Annotated in this window: 17 protein-coding genes; 7 read left to right on the top strand and 10 right to left on the bottom strand. The window is 66.4% G+C overall.

From position 1 onward, the window contains the following. Positions 1–15: 15 nt before the first annotated feature. The 6 genes from ARGLB_RS19260 to ARGLB_RS19235 form a co-directional block, all read right to left on the bottom strand. Positions 16–375, bottom strand: a complete 360-nt coding sequence (locus tag ARGLB_RS19260) for a nuclear transport factor 2 family protein (RefSeq protein ID WP_003805714.1) — start codon at positions 373–375, stop codon at positions 16–18. 60 nt (positions 376–435) lie between these two features. Continuing rightward, entirely contained in the window at positions 436–1,398 is a 963-nt protein-coding gene (locus ARGLB_RS19255) for a tetratricopeptide repeat protein (RefSeq protein WP_003805712.1), read from the bottom strand. Between the two features lie 26 nt (positions 1,399–1,424). Continuing rightward, entirely contained in the window at positions 1,425–1,928 is a 504-nt protein-coding gene (locus ARGLB_RS19250) for a DUF456 domain-containing protein (protein WP_003805710.1), read from the bottom strand. 188 nt (positions 1,929–2,116) lie between these two features. After that, entirely contained in the window at positions 2,117–3,322 is a 1,206-nt protein-coding gene (locus tag ARGLB_RS19245; RefSeq protein ID WP_003805708.1) for an NAD(P)-dependent malic enzyme, read from the bottom strand. 291 nt (positions 3,323–3,613) lie between these two features. Further along, positions 3,614–4,195 carry a TetR/AcrR family transcriptional regulator gene (locus ARGLB_RS19240; protein ID WP_003805707.1) on the bottom strand — a complete coding sequence of 194 codons (582 nt, stop codon included), beginning with the start codon at positions 4,193–4,195 and terminating at the stop codon, positions 3,614–3,616. Positions 4,196–4,402: 207 nt separating this feature from the next. Further along, positions 4,403–5,704, bottom strand: coding sequence for an MFS transporter (locus tag ARGLB_RS19235; RefSeq protein ID WP_003805706.1), 1,302 nt, complete (start codon positions 5,702–5,704; stop codon positions 4,403–4,405). A gap of 98 nt (positions 5,705–5,802) precedes the next feature. Here ARGLB_RS19235 and rraA point away from each other — a divergent pair, with 98 nt between their 5' ends. The 3 genes from rraA (at position 5,803) to ARGLB_RS19220 (ending at position 9,837) form a co-directional block, all read left to right on the top strand. Next, a complete protein-coding gene (gene rraA / locus ARGLB_RS19230) occupies positions 5,803–6,330 on the top strand; it encodes a ribonuclease E activity regulator RraA (RefSeq protein ID WP_003805705.1) in 528 nt (175 codons plus the stop codon). Between the two features lie 119 nt (positions 6,331–6,449). After that, positions 6,450–8,102: an MDR family MFS transporter gene (locus ARGLB_RS19225; protein WP_003805704.1), complete on the top strand. Its 1,653-nt coding sequence runs from the start codon at positions 6,450–6,452 to the stop codon at positions 8,100–8,102. Between the two features lie 298 nt (positions 8,103–8,400). Then, positions 8,401–9,837, top strand: coding sequence for a sugar porter family MFS transporter (locus tag ARGLB_RS19220; RefSeq protein ID WP_003805703.1), 1,437 nt, complete (start codon positions 8,401–8,403; stop codon positions 9,835–9,837). Between the two features lie 116 nt (positions 9,838–9,953). On the opposite strand, the gene ARGLB_RS19215 is transcribed toward ARGLB_RS19220, so the two are convergent. The 3 genes from ARGLB_RS19215 to ARGLB_RS19205 form a co-directional block, all read right to left on the bottom strand. Beyond that, positions 9,954–11,180, bottom strand: coding sequence for an MFS transporter (locus ARGLB_RS19215; protein ID WP_003805702.1), 1,227 nt, complete (start codon positions 11,178–11,180; stop codon positions 9,954–9,956). 43 nt (positions 11,181–11,223) lie between these two features. Next, positions 11,224–11,667 (bottom strand): MarR family winged helix-turn-helix transcriptional regulator, encoded by a 444-nt coding sequence (locus ARGLB_RS19210; protein ID WP_003805701.1) that lies wholly within the window; start codon positions 11,665–11,667, stop codon positions 11,224–11,226. Positions 11,668–11,742: 75 nt separating this feature from the next. After that, positions 11,743–12,792: a LacI family DNA-binding transcriptional regulator gene (locus tag ARGLB_RS19205; protein ID WP_003805700.1), complete on the bottom strand. Its 1,050-nt coding sequence runs from the start codon at positions 12,790–12,792 to the stop codon at positions 11,743–11,745. 209 nt (positions 12,793–13,001) lie between these two features. Here ARGLB_RS19205 and ARGLB_RS19200 point away from each other — a divergent pair, with 209 nt between their 5' ends. The 4 genes from ARGLB_RS19200 to ARGLB_RS19185 all read left to right on the top strand — a co-directional run bounded on the left by ARGLB_RS19200 (position 13,002) and on the right by ARGLB_RS19185 (position 18,805). Continuing rightward, on the top strand, positions 13,002–14,324 hold the full coding sequence (locus ARGLB_RS19200; RefSeq protein WP_003805699.1) for an ABC transporter substrate-binding protein: 1,323 nt from the start codon (positions 13,002–13,004) through the stop codon (positions 14,322–14,324). Between the two features lie 61 nt (positions 14,325–14,385). After that, the gene (locus ARGLB_RS19195; protein WP_003805697.1) at positions 14,386–15,315 is read left to right on the top strand and encodes a carbohydrate ABC transporter permease; all 930 of its coding nucleotides are present in this window, start codon (positions 14,386–14,388) and stop codon (positions 15,313–15,315) included. Further along, entirely contained in the window at positions 15,312–16,142 is an 831-nt protein-coding gene (locus ARGLB_RS19190) for a carbohydrate ABC transporter permease (RefSeq protein ID WP_003805695.1), read from the top strand. The genes ARGLB_RS19195 and ARGLB_RS19190 overlap by 4 nt, the downstream gene beginning before the upstream one ends. Before the next feature lie 80 nt (positions 16,143–16,222). Continuing rightward, on the top strand, positions 16,223–18,805 hold the full coding sequence (locus ARGLB_RS19185; protein WP_003805691.1) for a family 78 glycoside hydrolase catalytic domain: 2,583 nt from the start codon (positions 16,223–16,225) through the stop codon (positions 18,803–18,805). Positions 18,806–18,814: 9 nt separating this feature from the next. Here ARGLB_RS19185 and ARGLB_RS19180 read toward each other — a convergent pair whose 3' ends face one another. Then, entirely contained in the window at positions 18,815–19,195 is a 381-nt protein-coding gene (locus ARGLB_RS19180; protein WP_003805690.1) for a winged helix-turn-helix transcriptional regulator, read from the bottom strand. Between the last annotated feature and the right edge of the window lie 88 nt (positions 19,196–19,283).

The raw sequence follows: 19,283 nt of genomic DNA, 5'->3' as shown, positions 1-19,283 counted from the left end.
ACCGGCCTAGCGGGCTCAGACTTCGCGCTCCATGAACCACTCGGTGAAGCTCGACGCGCGCCCGTCGGAATCGAGCCGGATCACCCACAGGTTCTCGTAGCTCGGTCGGTCATCCAGGTACGTGGTGCGGCCCTGCACGAACGCGAGGTCCCCGTCGGACCCGAGCGGGGACCATTCGAATCTCCAGTCGCCGGGCTGGTCCGCAGAGCCGATCCACCGCTCCACGATCTGTTCGCGGCCGCGCCAGGGGTCGGGATCGTAGGGCCGCGTGGCGTACACGGCCTCCTCCGTGAAGAGCGCCCCGATATCCTCGGGGTCGTTCGTGGTCCACGCCGCGATGTACTTGTCCATCCACTGCCTGATTGCGTCAGTCATGGGTCCGTTGTATCGCGGCCCTGTACCAGCCACAAGAGCCTGCCGCCCACAAGCAGCGCCTCAGTCGCCGCCGAACTGCTTCCATTTCTGTTCCCACGCCCGGCGGGCCTCGATGTCCTTGCGGATGACCTCGAACGTTTCGAGCTCCCCCTGCTTGCCGCGCTGCCAGTCCCGCGGATTGAGGGACTTCCGGCCGTTGTCCAGGAGCATCAGGGCACGGTCGGTCAGGGCGTCGTTGCGCAGGGACATGCTGGTCTTCTGCCGCCGCAGGACTTCCTTGAGTGCCTGCTGGGCCTGCCCGTACGCGCCGAGCCGGCGGAGGGAGCGCGCCCGCACCAGAAGCAGCGCCGCGGAGAGGTCGTCCGCGTTCAGCAGGCCCTCCGTCCAGACCACCACCTCCTGGTCCCTGCCCAGGGCGGCAGCCAGTGCACACCTCGCCAGTGCGGTGGGCAGCGACGGCGGCAGCCTGACCAGGGTTTCAAAAGCCGCCTCGGTTTGGCCCGTTTCCCGGAGGCAATGGGAGAGCGCAAGGAAGACCGACTCCTCGCTGAACAGCACCGGCACCACGATGCGTTCGGCCACCTCGACCCGGGTGACCACCCGCGTCAGGTAACTGGCGGCGAACTGGTTGGCCTCGTCGTCGTTCCTGATGGAGAGCCCACGCTGCAGCAGCTCCGCGGCCCGCAGGTAACCGCCCTGCTTGTAGGCGAGGAGCCCGGCCATCACGCAGCAGAGCCCGGCCCAGCCGGGATAGGCGCGGCCGGCGGCGATGAGCCGGTTGGGATCGGCGCTGGAGAAGATGGCGTCGTACACGGTCCTGGCAGCCTTGCCGGGCAGCAGCTTGAGCCGCGGAACGCTTCCGTCCACGCTGATCCGGGAGTCCCCTCCCCCGAGCACGCCGTGGATCAGCCCGCCCACGCCCTCGGCTATTTCGTGCACCGGGGTGCGGACCTTGCCGCCGCCGAAGGGGGTGAGGTCGCGCGTGTCGCGGTAGATCGGTCCTGGAAACTGCCCCGCGCTCATTCCTCCATGCTAATGGCGGGCCGGAACTAAGCCGAAGCGGCGCCCACCCAGACGCCGACCACCCAGGTGCTGGCCGCCAGGCAGGCCAGGCCGAACTCCATGAGCATTCCCAGCCCGGTGGCCTTCAGGGCCGCCCAGCTCGAAGTGAGCGCCGCCCGGAAGTTTCGCGTGCGCTGGACTTCGCTGAGCAGCAGCCCGGCGGCGAAGGCCACGAACAGGCCCACCACAGGAATGACGAACATGCCGGCAATGCCCAGTACAACCCCGACGGCGACGCTCCGGTTGGGAATACGGTGTTCCTTCAGTTTGCGGCCGGCGAGGACGGCGCTGGCCGCCATGCCTGCCAGCACAAACACCATGCCCACGGCGAATACCACCCAGCCGGTGGCGCCCTCACCGCCCCAGATTGCCCACGCCAACAGGCTCAGGCCGATCAGGAAGCTGCCGGGCAGGACGGGAATGACGGTTCCGGCAACGCCTACCAGGATGGCCAGGCCGCAGAGGACGGTCACGAGGGTTTGGGCGTTCATGCCCCCAGTCTAGGGTCCGGGCGGGGCGGGAGTCCGCGGAGCGCGGACCTTGCGGGGAACGACGACGGCGGCGCCTCCCCAGCAGGGGAGGCACCGCCGTCGGGCTCCAGTCAGCCGTGCGCCTTCAGTCAGCCGTTCCCGGCCAGCGTTCAAGCCGACGCTTCAGCCGGCCCAAGCCGGCGTCGGCCTTAGTTGGCTTCGGCTTCGACTGCCGCGGCAACCGCCGCCGTGACCGCCGGGGCAACGCGCGGGTCCAGCGGGCTGGGCACAATGTAGGACGCGGACAGCTTGTCATCGGCCAGTTCGGCAATGGCGCGGGCCGCGGCAACCTTCATGGCAGGGGTGATGCGGCGCGCACCGGCGTCCAGTGCGCCGCGGAAGATGCCGGGGAACGCCAGGACGTTGTTGATCTGGTTGGGGAAGTCGCTGCGGCCGGTGGCCACAACCGCGGCGTACTTGGACGCGACCTCGGGCAGGACTTCGGGGTCCGGGTTGGACAGTGCGAACACGATGGAGCTGTGGTTCATCAGCTTCAGGTGCTCCTCATCCAGCTTGGAGGAGGAAACGCCGACGAAGACGTCCGCGCCCAGCAGGGCTTCCCCGGGGCCGCCCGAGATGCCGCGCGGGTTGCTGCGCTGCGCCATCTGGGCCTTCTTGCTGGCCGGGTCGGCGGCGATGTCGGCCCGCTCGGAGTTGATCACGCCGCGCGAATCCAGCAGCACCACGTCATCGATGCCCGCGGTGAGGAGGATTTCCGCGATGGCAATGCCTGCGGCGCCGGCGCCGGAGATCACCACACGGAGTTCCTCGAGCCCCCGGCCGGTGACCTTGGCGGCGCCGGTGAGCGCGGCGAGGACCACGACGGCGGTGCCGTGCTGGTCATCGTGCATGACGGGGCAGTCGAGGGCTTCGATGAGCTTTTCTTCCAGTTCGAAGCAGCGCGGGGCGGCGATGTCCTCAAGGTTGACGGCACCGAAGCTGGGGCGCAGCCGGACAAGGGTTTCCACGATCTCATCGACGTCGGTGGTGTTGAGGACCAGCGGGATGGAGTCCAGCTCGCCGAAGGCCTTGAAGAGGGCGGACTTGCCCTCCATGACGGGCAGCGAGGCGCTGGGGCCGATGTTTCCGAGGCCGAGGACGGCGGTGCCGTCGCTGACGACGGCCACGAGGCGCTGGGCCCAGGTGTGGCTCTTGGCGAGTTCCGGGTCAGCGTGGATGGCCCGGCTGACCTGGGCAACGCCCGGCGTGTAGGCGATGGAGAGGTCGCGCTTGTTGCTGAGGGGAACGGTGCTGGCGATGGAAAGCTTGCCGCCCTCGTGGGCAGCGAAAATTTCCTGGTCAGTCAGCTCTGCGGCTGCGCTGGTGTCATTCGGAGCGATAGTTTCAGTGGACACGTCGTTGTCTCCTGTTGCTAGCCGTGGGCGCACGGCACAGTATGGCTCAAGCATTCGAGGCTCAAGATGGTCAGAAACGCGCTTCCGCTGACGGCCCAAGGGTGGCGGGTTCCGTCAGAAAGCCCGTGGAGGTGCTGGGTGCTGGCCACTCCGCTACTGCCATGTTAGACAGGACAAAAGCCCAGCCGGTGCCAGATCGGGGCGGTTTGACGGAATAAAGCATATTTTGGGCCAAGTTGTGGCCTGTTTCATAGTTTTTTGGGCCTTTTATGACCTGCCGGTCTAGACCAGTTACGCGCTATTCCGCGCCAGCCGGGGTGCCGGCATCAACAACGTACATGCCTTCTTCAGGTCTTCCTCCGCCTCCAACAGGGAAAGCCGGCGACAGCGCACCGACTGGACTAGACCGCTGACCGTTGGCAAGAGAACGCGGGCGACGGCCGCGTCGCCGCACACGGCGGTCACGGCCCGTTCCGCCAAGGAGTCGATCTCCCGCAGCAGGCCGGTGGTGTCCCGGTCCTTGAGGTACACGCCCTGGCTGAGGCACTGCTCCACGGCAGGCTGCATGACGCGCATGTGGAAGATTTCCATGGCCACGCCGGAGAGTGCATGGATGCGGACGGTGCCCGGCCCGGTCCCTGTCTTGAGCTCGCCGAGCTGATGCCGGTAAAGGGCAAGCATCAGATGGGTGGCGGAGGGAAAGTAGCGGTACAGGGTGCCGAGGGGAACGTTGGCCTGGGCGGCAACCTCGGAAAGTGTCACGGACTGGAGGCCTTTACGCGCGAACCCGGCAGCCACCTCGAGGATGCGGTTATAGCGGCGCTGCTGCCGGGGAAGGGAGGGCGGGGCGGCCATGGGCGGAAGATCAGGCATAGAGTCAAGCATCATCAGTCCGGAGGTTGAGATTCCTGGTGCAGTCAGGGAGAGCCCCATTCCCGGTCCTGCCGCGATTCGCACTCCACTATACGGCACAGGTCTCCGGGTTCCCTGGGAGCCTGGCCCGCTCCCCGGAGGCCCGGCGTGCCGCCCGGGAGCTGCGGGGCCTGCCCCCGTGCCCGGCAGTTTTGGACCGGCGAGGCGCTAGGCGACGCCCTTGATCTTCACCACGAACACGGCACCCAGCAGGCCGATGACGGCGGCGGCGGAAAACAGCGTGACATAGCCGCCGAGGTACTGGATGGACAGGAAGGCGAGCGTCGGGGCAAACACCTGCGGCAGGGAGGCGGCCACGTTGATGACCCCCATGTCCTTACCCCGGTCCGCCGCCTGCGGCAGGACTTGCGTCAGCAGGGCAAAATCCACCGCCAGGTAGGCGCCGAAGCCGATCCCCAGCACGGCAGCGCCGGCGAGTGCACCGGGCCAGACAGGGAAGAAGGCCAGGATGAGTCCTGCCATGGCGATGGCAAGGGATGACCCGATCACGAATGGCTTCCGTTTACCTACCCGGTCGCTCCACGGTCCGGCCAGCACCGCGGTGATAATCACCAGGACCGCGTAGATTCCGGTAAGGACCAGCACACCCAGGGCCGGGTCCTCATGGCCAATGACGTCCCGGAGAAAGAAAAGCAGGTACACGATGGTCAGCTGGTTGCCCACGTTCATCAGGAAGCGCGTGATCCAGGCCCAGGCAAAGTCAGGGTGCCGTACCGGGCTGATCCAGAAACCCCGGGCGAAGGCCTTCAGCCGGAACGGCGGGCGCGCGGACAATGGCAGCACAGGATCGTTCCGGTGGAACAGATACGGCAAAACTGACAGTACGAGGGCCGCGGCACAGAGCCAGTACCCCACCATATAGTTCCCGGAGACCACCGCACCAAAGACGGCGCCGATAAGGATGCCAACAGTCTGACCCATGGCGGCCAACCCGCCAACGGTGGCGCGCTGGGGCACCGGAACGCGGTCCGGAACGGCCGCCGTGATGGCGGCGTAAGCGGCGTTCGCACCGAGCTGGACCAGGCACCAGAACAGCAGCATCATGGCAACGGTCGTTGCCCCGGACATCGCCAGCAGTGCCGCCGCCGCGAGGATGGCTCCGGCCAGGATCCACGGGGCACGCCGGCCGAAGCCGGAGACCGTGCGGTCGGACAGGGCGCCGAAAAGCGGATTGGCCACCAGCGAAACCGCGGCGCCGCAGCCGGTGACGAGCGAAAAGATCGCTTCCTTGCTGGGTGCATCGATGCTGATGGCCTGTTGGCCAATGAAGATGTTGATGGGCCCGAAGAAGGCGGCATTGATGCCGACGTTGACAAGGACCAGGCCGGTGACCCAGCGCGCGGTGACCTTCCGCTCCGGTTCGGCGAGGGCCGCCGTCGAACCACTTCCGGGGGAGGCGGCCACGGCGGAAGGGTCTGGGACGTGCCCCGGCAGGTCGGACAGGCTCATTGCGGCTCCCCCATGAACTGATGGTCGGTGTGGTTTCAGACTATCGTGAGCAGCACGGCCCGCACGCGGGTTGTCCACACGCATTTCGAGGAGGACCAATGACCGATTCCCCGGCAAGCACGCCAGAAACCCCGGACGCCTCTCCCGCGGCCTCCAGCCGCAGCGTCAACACCGCAGACCTCTACGATGAGCGCGGCGACGAACTGGACTCCATCTCCCTGCAGTTCCAGTCCCTGGGCGGCCGTACGCATTTCAGCGGCCCTGTCCGGACCGTGCGCTGCCTGGAGGACAACGCCCTGGTCAAATCGATCCTTGCCACCCCCGGCAACGGAGCCGTGCTCGTCGTCGACGGCGCCGGTTCCCTGCGGACCGCCCTGATGGGGGACATGATCGCGGCGAGCGCCGTGGCAAACGGCTGGGCCGGCGTCGTAATTAACGGTGCCATCCGCGACCGCGGGGCCATCGCGGAACTGCCGCTCGGCGTCAAGGCACTCGGCAGCAACCCGCGCAAGAGCGCCAAGGCCGGTGCGGGGGAAACAGATGTGGACCTGCTGATCGACGGCGTGACCATCCGCGCCGGGGCCACGATCTGGTGCGATCCCGACGGCATCCTCGTCGAACGCTGAACCTCGGCCGTCGCACCCCAAAAAAATTTCGTTGCTCCGGGGAACAAAGCAGGAAGTAACATAGTTACTGAAAGCAACTATAAAATGCGATCCCCCTTTCTCTTGACCCTGGAGCACCCATGTCCAAAACCACCGCCGGACCCGCGCCCGGAGAGGCCCTGACGCAGCGGCAGACCATCACCGTCATGGTGGGGCTGATGCTCGGCATGTTCCTTTCCTCGCTGGACCAGACCATCGTGTCCACGTCCATCTACACCATCGCCAACGACCTGGACGGGCTCTCACTCCAGGCGTGGGCGACCACCGCGTACCTCATCACGTCCACGGTCACCACGCCGCTGTACGGCAAGCTCAGCGACATCTTCGGCCGACGCCCGCTCTACCTCGCAGCGATCATCATCTTCCTGGCCGGCTCGCTGTATGCGGGATCGGTGCACTCGATGACCGAACTGGCCATCGCCCGCGGCATCCAGGGCATGGGCGCCGGCGGCCTGCTGGCACTGGCGCTGACCATCATCGGCGACATCGTCCCGCTTAAGGACCGGGCCAAGTTCCAGGGCTACTTCATGTCCGTGTTCGGCATCTCCTCGGTCCTCGGCCCGGTGGTGGGCGGCGCCTTTGCCGGTTCGGAGAGCATCCTCGGCTTCGACGGGTGGCGCTGGGTCTTCTTCATCAACCTGCCCATCGGCCTGGCCGCGCTGGCCGTGGTGTTCCTCTACCTCCACCTGCCCGCCAAACATGTCAAGCAGCGGATCGACTACTGGGGCGCCGCCGCCATTACCCTGGCGATCGTGCCGCTGCTGCTCGTCGCCGAACAGGGCCGCACCTGGGGCTGGACCTCGGCCAGCTCCTTCATCTGCTACGGCCTGGGCATCGTCGGCGTCGTCGCGTTCCTGCTGGCCGAACGGCGTGCCGGGGACTACGCCCTGATCCCGCTGCGTCTCTTCCGGAATGTCACGTTCGGGCTGTCCTCGCTGCTGAACTTCATCATCGGCATCGGCATGTTCGGTGCCATCGCCATGCTGCCCATGTACCTGCAGCTGGTCAAGGGCCTGACGCCCACCGAAGCCGGACTGATGATGATCACCTTCACGATCGGCATCCTGACCGGCTCCATCACCGCCGGACGGACCATCTCGTCATCGGGCACCTTCCGGATTTTTCCGATCCTCGGCACCGCCATCCTGACCACAGCCGCCGTCGTCATGGGGCTGTCGCTTGGCGCTGACACCGAACTCTGGGTCCCCGGGCTGGTTGCGGTCTTCTTCGGGCTGGGCCTGGGCTTCTGCATGCAGCCGCTCACCCTCGCGATGCAGGTCTCGGTGCCCGCGAAGGACATGGGCGTGGGCACCTCCACCGCCGCGTTCTTCCGCTCCATGGGCGGCGCGGTGGGCACAGCCGTGTTCATTTCCATGCTGTTCAGCATGGCCGCGGACAAGATCGCCAACGGCATGAAGGACGCCATGCAGAACGCCGACTACGTGAAGGTCCTCCAGGACCCCGCCGTCGCCGCCGACCCCGCCAACGCCAAGCTCTACGACTTCTTCAAGAACGGCGCCAGCAACGACTCCCTCAACGACACCAGCTGGCTGCACACCGCGAACCCGGTGCTCACCCGGCCCATCACGGAGGGCTTTGCCCAGTCGATCGACGCGGTCATGCTCACCGCCGCCGTCCTCACCGGCATCGCCTTCCTCATCAGCTTCGCGCTGCCGAAGAAGAAACTGACGGACCCCAAGGCCGTGGCCAAGGATTCCGTTTCGGCGCACTAGCCGCACCTGCACGTCACGGCGGGCAGCCTTTCGGGCTGCCCGCCGTTTCGTTTCCGCGGAATTCCGGGACGCACCGGCGCCTCGGCAAGCAAAAGCCTGCGCTGCGTGACGGCCCGGAGCCAGGCCGGGAGATGGACGACGGCGGGACCGGCCGCCGTCGTCGTCCTCCGTCCCGGAGTGGATCAGCAGGCGGTGACGTGGCACACTGTTAGGCGCGTGTGCGCCGGCCGACAGGGCCGGTTTCCGCAGCCGACGACGTTTGCACCGCATCCACCCACCCCCGAACCAAGGGAGAACCATGTCCACCGACAAGCAGACAACCGCCAAGATCCCCAAGCGGGTGATCTGGCTGGCGCTTGCCGGCGCCGTGGGCGGCTTCCTTTTCGGCTTCGACTCCTCGGTGGTCAACGGCGCCGTGGATGCTATGAAGGACGAATTCGCGCTCAGTGAGGCAGTCACCGGTTTCGCCGTGGCAGTGGCATTGCTCGGCTGCGCGGCCGGCGCGTACTTGGCCGGAAAGGTCGCGGACCGCTACGGCCGCATCCCCGCGATGAAGCTTGGGGCACTGCTGTTCCTCATCAGCGCCATCGGCACCGGCTTCTGCTTCAGCGTCTGGGATCTCATCTTCTGGCGCCTGGTGGGCGGTCTCGGCATCGGCCTGGCCTCCGTTATTGCCCCCGCGTACATCTCCGAAATCTCGCCCCGGCACGTCCGCGGCCGGCTCGCATCGCTGCAGCAGCTGGCCATCACCACGGGCATCTTCGCCGCCCTGCTGTCCGACGCCCTGTTCGCGACCTCCGCCGGCGGCGCGCACCAGGCATTCTGGCTGGGCATCGAGGCCTGGCGCTGGATGTTCCTGGCCGCCGCTATTCCGGCCGTGCTCTACGGCGTCATCGCGTTTACCCTGCCCGAGTCCCCGCGCTTCCTGGTGGTCCAGGGCAAGGAGGACCTGGCACGGAAGGTCTTCGACTCCATCGCCCCCGATGAGGACACCGACCGCCACCTGCGCGAAATCCGGGAGGCCATCGAGGAGGACCAGCTGGCCGGCAGGAAGGGCTCCCTGCGCGGCAAGGCCTTCGGACTGCAGGCCGTGGTCTGGATCGGCATCACCCTGTCCGTCCTGCAGCAGTTCGTGGGCATCAACGTGATCTTCTACTACTCCACCACGCTCTGGAAGGCCGTGGGTTTCCAGGAGAAGGATTCCCTGACCATCTCGGTGGCCACCTCCATCACCAACATCCTGGTCACGCTCGTGGCCATCGCCCTCGTGGACAGGATCGGCCGCCGCCCCATCCTTCTGGCCGGCTCCATCGGCATGGCCGTTTCCCTCGGCGCCATGGCCCTGGCCTTCGCCTCTGCCAAGGGCACCGGCTCCGACATCACGCTCCCCGGCGCCTGGGGCCCCGTAGCCCTGGTGGCCGCGAACGTGTTCGTGATCAGCTTCGGCGCATCCTGGGGACCGCTGGTGTGGGTGCTGCTGGGCGAGATCTTTCCGGCCCGGATCCGTGCCCGCGCCCTGGGCCTGGCCGCGGCCGCCCAGTGGATCGCCAACTTTGCCATCACGCTGAGCTTCCCCGTGATGGCCGCAGGCTCGCTGCCGCTGACGTACGCCATGTACGCACTCTTCGCGGCAGCCTCGTTCTTCTTCGTCATGTACAAGGTGCCGGAGACGAACGGCATGTCGCTGGAACAGGCTGAGACCCTGTTTGTTCCGAAGGGGTCCGTCAAGGTCTGACCGGCTCTTGGCTCCTCCGGCATGAAACGGAAGACGCCCATGCTCCCTGCGGACCATGTCCCGGGAGTGTGGGCGTCTTTGTTTTGTGCGTGCCTTCGGGCTGAGGGGCTCGCGGCTCAGACCACGTGCGGTTCGTGGGCCGCGAGGTAGCGCCGCCCGCCGGCCACGATGGCCATGGCGATAATCATGGCTACGGCGCCGGCGAAGAACGGCACCTGCGGCCCGAAGTGCTCGCCCAGTTGCGCCGCGGCAAAGGGCGCCAGGGCGCCGCCCATCCAGCGGACGAAGTTGTACCCCGCCGAGGCCACCGGGCGCGGCGAGTCCGAGACGCCCATGGCCAGCTCGGTGTAGATGGTGTTGTTGATGCCCAGCAGCGCGCCGGAGGCCACCACCAGCGCCACAACGGCCGGCACGGAGTGGCCCGCAGCCAGGCCAAGGCCTGCCAAGTCCAGCATCAGCAGGCCAAGGGTGCCCAGGAGCACCTTCGTGGCGCCGAAACGGTTCTGTAGCGCCGGAGCCACGAAGACCGAAAAGACGGCGACGGCGACGCCCCAGCCGAAGAACACCCCGCCGATGCCGTAGGCATCCATGCCCAGGATGAACGGGGTGAAGGCGAGCACGGTGAAAAAGCCGTAGTTGTAGAACAGCCCGCTGGCCGCCGTCGTCCTTAATCCCTTGTTGCCCAGGGCCCGCAGCGGATCGGCCAGGCTCACCTTGCGCTCAGGCAGCGGGGTCTTCGGAAGCAGCGCGGTCAGCGCGATGAACGCCGCAGCCATCAGCGCGGCCGTGCCGAAGAACGGGGCGCGCCACTGCCATCCCCCGAGGAGGGCGCCGAGGAGCGGGCCCAGCGAAATGCCCAGGCCCAGCGCGGCCTCATACAGGATGATCGCCGTCCCGGCGCCGCCGCTGGCCACGCCCACAATGACGGCGAGCGCGGTGGCCACGAAGAGTGCGTTGCCGAGTCCCCATCCCGCGCGGAATCCGACCAGTTCCCCCACACTGCCGGAGAGGCCGGACAGCGAGGAGAACACCACGATCACGGCCAGCCCTGCCAGCAGGGTCCGTTTGCCGCCGATGCGCGAGGAGATGAAACCGGTGACGAGCATGGCCACCGCCGTGATCAGGAAATAGCTGGTGAAGAGCAGAGAGACCTGGCTGGGGCTGGCGTCCAGGTTCTTGGCGATGGCCGGCAGGATGGGATCCACCAGGCCGATGCCCATGAACGCGAACACGGCCGCGAGCGCGGTGGCCCACACCGCCTTGGGCTGCTTGAGGAATGAGGCTTTCTCAGCCCCGAGGGAGGTTTGTGGTGCCGGCAGGGTGTCTGCGAGCTGGCCGTCCATGGAGGGAACTCCTAAGTGTCGCTGTGTCAGTTTGAGTCGCTTGTCAGTTCTGGATGGTGCTGTTGATCTTTTCGATGACCGGGAGGGCGGCGGCAAGGGCACGCCGGTCGTCATCGGTGAGGGATTCGAGAATGCCGGCCATCACGGCGTTCCGGCGCCGGTTGGCGGATTCGATGGCGTCGCGGCCTTCCGGGGTCAGCACAACGCGCACCGCGCGGGAGTCGTCCGGGTCCGCTTCCCGGCGGGCCAGTCCTGCCCGCTCGAGCTTGATGATCTGCTCCGTGGCACTGGGCACCCTGACGCCCAGGTTCTTGGCGATCTCCCCCACCCGGACGCCGTCGTCGAGCAGCATTTTGAGCGTGCTCAGCTGGGCGGTGCTCAATTCACCGTCCGCGTCGAGGCGGCGGACCAGGTACACGCTGTGCCGCAGGGCCTCCCGAAAGTCTTGAGCAAGCTCCTGCAAGGCCGGGGCATTCTGGGATTTCATATTTAGGTATCCTAATAGTTAGGTAACCTAATATCAAGCGTTCGCGGAAAGGCCGGTGAGGAGGACTGCCGGTGTTTAGCTGCGGCCGGCCGGGGCGATGGCAGCCGGGGCTGGGCCCGTGGTCCTCCGGACGACGAGGCTCGGCGCCACGACGGTCGAAACCGCCTCGCGCCGGCCCTGGATGCGCTCCACCAGCAGCCTGGCCGCCAGCGATCCCATCTCGACGCCGGACTGGTCCACGCTGGTGAGCGCCACCTGAGGCAGGGACGCAGCGAAGACGTTGTCATAGCCCACCACGGAGAACTCCTCGGGCACCCTGATGCCGGCCTCATGAAGCGCCGTGAGGGCGCCCAGGGCCGCCATGTCAGTGCCGGCATGCACGGCCGTCGGCGGGAGCGGCCGCTCGAGCATCAGTTCCATGGCGCGCTGGCCGCCGGTCTGGTGCCACCGGCCTTCGATGAGGTCGATTTCGCTTTCCAGCCCGTTCCGGACCATCGCCTCAACATACCCCCGGGCGCGTACCACCTGGGGCATGCCATCCTCATTGCGCTCCCGGCCGACGTGCTTCAGGTGCGCTATGCGGCGGTGGCCGAGCGCCGCGAGGTGATCCACGATCAGGCCACTGCCAGCAACGTCATCACTGGCCACGGTGTCATAGGACTTGCTTGGACCGTGCCGGCCCAGGACAACGGTGGGCGTGCTCCGGCCTATTTCCTCGAGATCCTCCGCCGTACCGAAGGGCGCGATCAGCAGGAGTCCATCCATCTTCCGGTCGAGCATCGCCTCAATCATCTGCTGCTGCTGGCTAAGCCCGCGGCTTGCCTCGCCAATGAACACCTGGTACCCGCTGACCTCAGCCTCGGCCCGGATACCTTCGATGAGCACCGACATGAAGGTGTTCTGCAGGTCCACAACGAAGACACCAAGGGTAAAACTGCTGCCGCGCATGCCGCGCGCCAAAGCGGACGGGCGGTAGCCCAAGGCGGCCATGGAGGCTTCAACCCGGGCTTTCATGGCTTCACTGACGCCGTAAGCCCCGCGCAGCACTTTCGAGACCGCAGCCTTTGAGACCCCGGCGTGCAGGGCAACATCGCCGATGGTCGCCCGCTTGACCTGCTCGGACATCGCTCCCCTTCCGGCGCCTGGCCGTCATCCTTAGCAAAATTGTAGACTGATCTACACAAATCCCTTGAAACCTTCTGTGACATGACTTACAGTGGAAAAACGTAGACCGATCTACACAAATACACACCCCCATGGCGGAGCGCATTCCAAGACAGCTTGAAACGTTCCATAAACGGATTCAGGGCCAGGGGCTTTACGAGGAGGTAAAGATGACCACATCGAGAAGGCGGCCTTGGGGTTCCCTGACCGTAGGCGTGACGGCGCTGGCGGTGGCTCTGACAGGTTGCGCGGGTGGAAGCGGCGGAAGCGCCGGCGGCGGGGAGTCCAAGACCATCACGTGGCTGGTGGACAACACCGAAAACACTGTCACCTACGCGGAGCAAATCGCCAAGGATTTCAACGCTGCCAACCCGAACATCACAGTCGAGGTCGAGACCCGTCCCCAGGGCGGAGAAGGCGACAACATCGTCAAGACGCGGCTGTCCACCGGCGACATGGCCGATCTGTTCTCCTACAATTCAGGTTCCCTGTTCCATCAGATCAGCCCGGAACAGAACCTGGTGCCCGTGACCAGCGAGCCGTACATGGCCAACGTCTCCGAGTCGTTCAAGCCCGTAGTGACGGCCGGCAAGGAGGTCTACGGTGTGCCGGTGGGCACCGGCAACGCCGGCGCCGTGCTCTACAACAAGAAGGTCTACGAAAAGCTTGGCCTGTCAGTGCCCAAGACGTGGTCCGAGTTCATGGCCAACAGCCGGAAGATCAAGGACGCCGGCATCGCTCCGATCATCCAGACGTACCAGACCACCTGGACGTCCCAGCTGTTCGTGCTGGGCGACTTCGCCAATGTGGCTGCTGCCAGCCCAGGATTTGCCACCGACTACACGGCCAACAAGGCCAAGTACGCCACTGATTCCGCAGCCATCAAGGGCTTTGAACACCAGGAAGAGGCCGCGAAGGCCGGACTCTTCAACGAGGACTTCGCGTCCGCCACGTACGCCCAGGGCCTGGAAAAGCTGGCCAACGGCGAGGGTGCGCAGTACCCGATCCTGAGCTTCGCCCTGCCGGAGATCAAGGTGACGTTCCCGGACAAGCTCAACGACATCGGCCTCTTCCCGCTTCCCGGGGAGGACGCGTCAAAGAACGCCCTCACCGTCTGGCTTCCGGGCGGGGTGTACATCCCCAAGTCCACCAAGAACCTTGAGGAGGCCAAGAAGTTCCAGGCCTTCATCGCCAGCAAGGCCGGCTGCGACTCGCAGACCAAGGCTGTCGGGGCCAACGGCCCCTACCTCGTCAAAGGCTGCGACCTGCCGGCGGACGTGCCCACGGCAGTGAAGGACATGCTCCCCTACTTCGAGGACGAGTCCAGGAACAGCCCCGCCCTCGAGTACCTCTCCCCGGTCAAGGGCCCGGCCCTTGAGCAGATCACGGTCGAGGTGGGCTCGGGCATCCGCTCCGCCAAGGACGCCGCCGCCCTCTACGACGAGGACGTCACGAAGCAGGCCAAGCAGCTCAACCTGCCCGGCTGGAACTGACCCACACCTTACTCCGCCGTCCGGGCCGCGCACCGGCCCGGACGGCACCGACGGAGACACCATGACACTCAAGACAGCAGCCCCTGCCCCTGCCGCCGTCGCGCGGCGAGCAGAGCACCAGGCCCGCCGCCGCAAAGGCAAATCACCATACCCGTACTGGTTCTACCTGCCGGCCGCGGTGGTCTACACCGCCCTGTTCCTGGTCCCGACCTTCGCGTCCTTCTTCTTCAGCTTTACCCGCTGGACCCTCACCGACTTCACCTTCATCGGACTGGACAACTTCGTGCAGTTCTTCCAGGAGCCGGCGCTCCTTAAGGGCCTGACCAACACGTTCATCTACGGTGCGGTGACCTCCACCCTCAAGGTGGCCCTGGGCATGCTCCTGGCCGTGCTGCTGACCTCCCGGATCATCGCCCGCGGCTACCTCAGGTCGGTCATCTTCTTCCCCGTCCTGCTGAGCAGCATCGGCGTCGGCATTGTCTTCACGGTGCTGATGGACCCGTCCAAGGGCATGATCAACGAGGCCCTGGCCGCCGTCGGGATCGAGGGGCCGGCCTGGCTGGTCGATCCGGCCTGGGCCCTGCTGTCCGTCGCCATGGTTGATGTGTGGAAGGGCGTGGGCCTGGCCACCGTCATCTACATCGCCGGCATCGTCTCCATTCCGCAGGAATACTTCGAAGCCGCCAAAATGGACGGCGCCAGCTCCGTCAAGTGCTTCTTCAACATCACGCTTCCCCTGGCCCGCCCGGCCACAGCCACCGTGATCATCCTGTCCCTGATCGGCGGGCTTCGGTCCTTCGACCTCATCTGGGCCATGACCAAGGGCGGACCGGGCTTCACCTCCGACGTGATCGCCTCGGTCATCTTCAAGCAGTACCAGGCCGGCTTCTACGGCCTCTCCACAGCAGGCAACGTCGTGCTGTTCCTGATCGTCACCGCGATCATCCTGCCACTGTCCATGTTCCTGAACCGCAAGGAGGTAGAACAGTGACCACCGCACTCAAACGCTACGGCCTGGGCGTCCTGGCCATCGCCGTCACCGTCGTCCTCTTCATCGTCCCGCTCGCGTTCATGGCACTCACGGCCGTGAAGGACCGCCGGGAGGCGGCCAAGCTGGACTTCGCCTGGCCCACCACCTTCAACTTCATCGAAAACTTCCAGGACGTCCTCTCCGCGCGCAAGTTCATGCTCGTGACCGCTTTCATCAACAGCACCATCCTTACGGTGGCCAGCGTCACCATCCTGGTGATCCTCGCCGCCATGGTCGCCTGGATCCTGCAGCGCCGCCGCTCACGCTGGAACGGCGTCGCGAACTTCCTCATCCTCTCCGGCCTGATCATCCCGCCGGCCGTGGTCCCCACCATCTGGGTGCTGCAGAGCATGGGGCTGTTCAAGACCCTCCCCGGCCTGATCCTGATCGAAGTCGCCTTCGGCCTCTCCTTCTGCGTGATGCTGTTCCGTGCCTTCATCGCCAGCATCCCCAAGGAACTGGACGAAGCCGCGGTCATCGACGGCTGCGGCCCGGTCCGGCTCTTCTTCCGGGTCATCTTCCCGCTGCTGCGCTCGGTCATCGTCACCGTCATCGTGGTCCAGTCCGTCCACATCTTCAATGACTTCCAGAACCCGCTGTACTTCCTCCCCGGCGATGCCAACGCGACCGTCCAGCTGACCCTCTTCAATTTCCAGAGCCAGTTCGCCACCAGTTACAACCTGCTCTTCATGAACATCCTGCTCATCACCATCCCCCCGTTCATCATGTACCTGTTCTTCAACCGCCAGATCGTTGCGGGCATGACAGCCGGTGCCGTCAAAGGCTAGCCCCACGGCCAAGAGCCAGGTCCGGCCAGGCCAGCACCGGAACAAACAACCAGCATTCGCCACCAAAGGAGAACATCCGCATGTCCACCACCGTCCGCCCGGTGACCTTCGAACACCTTCCAACAGCCCTCGGGATCGGTACGGGCACCCCTCGCGTTTCGTGGAAAACGAGCGCGGCGCCCGGCTGGACGCAGGCCGCGTACCAGCTCGCGGTCACCACTGCCGAGGGCAGCTGGATGAGCGAACGGCTCGCCTCTGCGGAGTCGGTGCTGCTTCCCTGGCCTGCAGCTCCGCTGGGATCCGGCGAGCGCGCCGAGGTGAGCGTGCGCGTCTGGGGCGAGGACGACGGCGAACCCAGTGACTGGAGCCCGGCCTCCGCCGTCGAGCCCGGACTGCTGGATCCCCAGGACTGGACTGCCAAGCCGGTGGCCCCGGCCTGGCCTGAGGACCCGGATTCGGACCGCCGGCCGCCGCTGCTGCGCAGGTCCTTCGCGCTGCACCGTCCGGTGGTTTCCGCGCGGCTCTACGCCACTGCCCACGGACTGTATGAAATGGAGATCAACGGCGCGCGGGTTGGCACGGATGCCTTCTCACCGGGCTGGACCGTCTACGGGCAGCGGCTGCGCTACTACACCTACGATGTGACGGACCACCTCCGCCAGGGCGACAATGCCCTGGGTGCATGGCTCGCCGACGGCTGGTACCGGGGCCGGATCGGCTTCAACGGCGGTTACCGCAATCTGTACGGGGACAAAGTAGCCGTCCTTGCCCAGCTTCATGTGACGCACGACGACGGCACCACCACCGTGCTGGGCACGGACACTGAGTGGAAGGCCTCCTTTGGCCCCATCCGGTTCACCGGCCTGTACGAGGGCGAAACGTACGATGCCCGCGAGCTGCCGGACGGATGGAGCCGCCCGGGGTTTGACGACGCGCACTGGCACCCCGTCGTCGTCGTTCCCCGCGATCCCGCGACGCTCGTGGCCCCGGAGGGGCCCCCGGTCCGATGCACCGGCGAAATCCGGCCGGTGAGCGTCACCGAATCCCCGTCGGGGAACCTGGTGCTGGACTTCGGCCAGAACCTGGTGGGCCGGCTCCGCATCACCGTGCGCGGCGAGGCCGGCGCAACAGTGACGCTGCGGCACGCCGAGGTCCTCCAGGACGGCGAGATCTACACCCGCCCGCTGCGCCTTGCCGACGCCACCGACCGGTACACCTTGGCCGGTGCGGAGGAAGAGACCTGGGAGCCGCGATTCACGCTGCACGGTTTCCGCTACGCCGAGGTCAGCGGCTGGACCGGCGGGAACGCGGCGGAGAACATCGTGGCCAGGGTGTATCACACGGACATGGAGCGGACCGGCTGGTTTGAGAGCTCGGACCCGGAGCTGAACCGGCTCCACGAAAACGTGCTGTGGAGCATGAAGGGCAACTTCGTGGACATCCCCACCGACTGCCCGCAGCGGGACGAACGGCTGGGATGGACCGGCGACATCCAGGTCTTCACGCCCACCGCGGCCTTCCTCTATGACTGCAGCGGCATGCTGTCCTCCTGGCTGAAGGACGTGGCGGCCGAGCAGCTGCCCGACGGCACCGTCCCCTGGTACGTTCCCGTAATTCCGGGCGGCAATTACTGGACCCCAATCCGCCCTGGTGCGGTGTGGGGGGACGTCGCCGTCCTCACTCCCTGGAGCCTGTACGAGCGGTTCAACGACCCGAAAATCCTCGCCGACCAGTACCCGAGCGCCAAGGCATGGGTGGACCTCCTTGACAGCCTGGCCGGGGACAAGCATCTGTGGAACACCAGCTTCCAGCTCGGCGACTGGCTGGACCCGAGCGCCCCGCCGGAGGATCCCACCGAGGCGATGACGGATCCGCACATCGTGGCCACGGCATACTTCGCGTGGTCGGCCCTGCACCTTGCCAAGGCTGCCGGGGTCCTGGGCAAGGCCGACGACGAACTGCGCTACCTTGAGCTTTCGCGTGCCGTGGCCGAGGCCTTCGCCAACGAGTACATCGGCTCCGACGGCCGGATGGCGAGCGACGCCCAGACGGCCTACGCCCTGGCCATCGTCTTCGGGCTGTTTCCCGACGACGAGCTGCAGCGGGCGGCCGGGCAGCGGCTGGCCGGCCTGGTCCGGGCGGCAGGCAACCGCATCGCCACCGGGTTTGCCGGCACACCCGTGATCACCGACGCGCTCACGTTCTCCGGAGGGCTGGACGCCGCCTACGACCTGCTGCTGGAGAAGGAATGCCCGTCGTGGCTGTATGCCGTAAGCCAGGGCGGCACCACCATCTGGGAGCGGTGGGATTCCATGCTCCCGGACGGCACCGTCAACCCCGGCGAGATGACCTCCTTCAACCACTACGCGCTGGGTGCCGTGGCGGACTGGATGCACCGCACGGTGGCAGGCCTCGCACCGCTGGAGCCCGGCTACCGCCGGATCCTGTTCCGCCCACAGCCGGGAGGAGGGCTGACGTCAGCTGCCGCCAGCCACGAAACGCCCTATGGCCGGGCGTCGATTGAATGGCAAAGCAACGACGGCGGCTACAGCGTGACGGTCGAAGTCCCCACCGGTGCCACAGCACGCGTTGAGCTGCCGGGCCATGAACCGCACGACGTCGGGTCCGGCACCTTTGAATACACCGTGGCCCGCACCGCCTAGGGATGCGGCCTAGCTCGCCGGGCGGCTCACGATCGCCTCGGCGTGCTCGGCCACCCAGGCGACCAGGGGCAGCAGCAGGGCGCTCAGTTCCTCCCCGCGGCCGGTCAGGCTGTAGTCCACGCGTGGCGGAATGACCGGCTGGGCGTCGCGGCTGACAAACCCGTCGGCTTCGAGGGTCTTCAGTGTCTGGGCGAGCATCTTCTCGCTGATGCCTTCGGCACGGCGGCGGAGTTCGCTCCAGCGCTGGGGCCCCTCGGACAGCGCAACGAGGAGCAGCACACCCCACTTGCTGGTGACGTGGTCCAGCACGGTCCGGCTGGGGCAACCCGCGGGAAAAATCCCATCGGCGAAGGGAAACGCGGGGACCTTGGCTGAGGTACTTACCTTCATGACAGTACCTTACCTGAAAGTGCGTACTATCTTTTGGGAAGTAATGGGGACCGGGCCGGGTTGGCACCATTGACAGTCACCTCAGAAA

This window comes from Arthrobacter globiformis NBRC 12137, from assembly GCF_000238915.1.
Lineage (GTDB): Bacteria > Actinomycetota > Actinomycetes > Actinomycetales > Micrococcaceae > Arthrobacter > Arthrobacter globiformis.
The sequence above is the reverse complement of the archived record's forward strand: the minus strand, read 5'-3'. Positions and strand labels throughout refer to the sequence as shown.

Bases quoted from the DNA above. Each gene is read 5' to 3' on its own strand.
- ARGLB_RS19185 (WP_003805691.1), top strand. From the start codon at position 16,223: ATGTCCACCACCGTCCGCCCGGTGACCTTCGAACACCTTCCAACAGCC.
- ARGLB_RS19235 (WP_003805706.1), bottom strand. From the start codon at position 5,704: ATGAGCCTGTCCGACCTGCCGGGGCACGTCCCAGACCCTTCCGCCGTG.
- ARGLB_RS19205 (WP_003805700.1), bottom strand. From the start codon at position 12,792: ATGTCCGAGCAGGTCAAGCGGGCGACCATCGGCGATGTTGCCCTGCAC.
- ARGLB_RS19215 (WP_003805702.1), bottom strand. From the start codon at position 11,180: ATGGACGGCCAGCTCGCAGACACCCTGCCGGCACCACAAACCTCCCTC.
- ARGLB_RS19210 (WP_003805701.1), bottom strand. From the start codon at position 11,667: ATGAAATCCCAGAATGCCCCGGCCTTGCAGGAGCTTGCTCAAGACTTT.
- ARGLB_RS19240 (WP_003805707.1), bottom strand. From the start codon at position 4,195: ATGCCTGATCTTCCGCCCATGGCCGCCCCGCCCTCCCTTCCCCGGCAG.
- ARGLB_RS19180 (WP_003805690.1), bottom strand. From the start codon at position 19,195: ATGAAGGTAAGTACCTCAGCCAAGGTCCCCGCGTTTCCCTTCGCCGAT.
- ARGLB_RS19225 (WP_003805704.1), top strand. From the start codon at position 6,450: ATGTCCAAAACCACCGCCGGACCCGCGCCCGGAGAGGCCCTGACGCAG.
- ARGLB_RS19195 (WP_003805697.1), top strand. From the start codon at position 14,386: ATGACACTCAAGACAGCAGCCCCTGCCCCTGCCGCCGTCGCGCGGCGA.
- ARGLB_RS19220 (WP_003805703.1), top strand. From the start codon at position 8,401: ATGTCCACCGACAAGCAGACAACCGCCAAGATCCCCAAGCGGGTGATC.
- ARGLB_RS19260 (WP_003805714.1), bottom strand. From the start codon at position 375: ATGACTGACGCAATCAGGCAGTGGATGGACAAGTACATCGCGGCGTGG.
- ARGLB_RS19200 (WP_003805699.1), top strand. From the start codon at position 13,002: ATGACCACATCGAGAAGGCGGCCTTGGGGTTCCCTGACCGTAGGCGTG.
- ARGLB_RS19255 (WP_003805712.1), bottom strand. From the start codon at position 1,398: ATGAGCGCGGGGCAGTTTCCAGGACCGATCTACCGCGACACGCGCGAC.
- ARGLB_RS19250 (WP_003805710.1), bottom strand. From the start codon at position 1,928: ATGAACGCCCAAACCCTCGTGACCGTCCTCTGCGGCCTGGCCATCCTG.
- rraA (WP_003805705.1), top strand. From the start codon at position 5,803: ATGACCGATTCCCCGGCAAGCACGCCAGAAACCCCGGACGCCTCTCCC.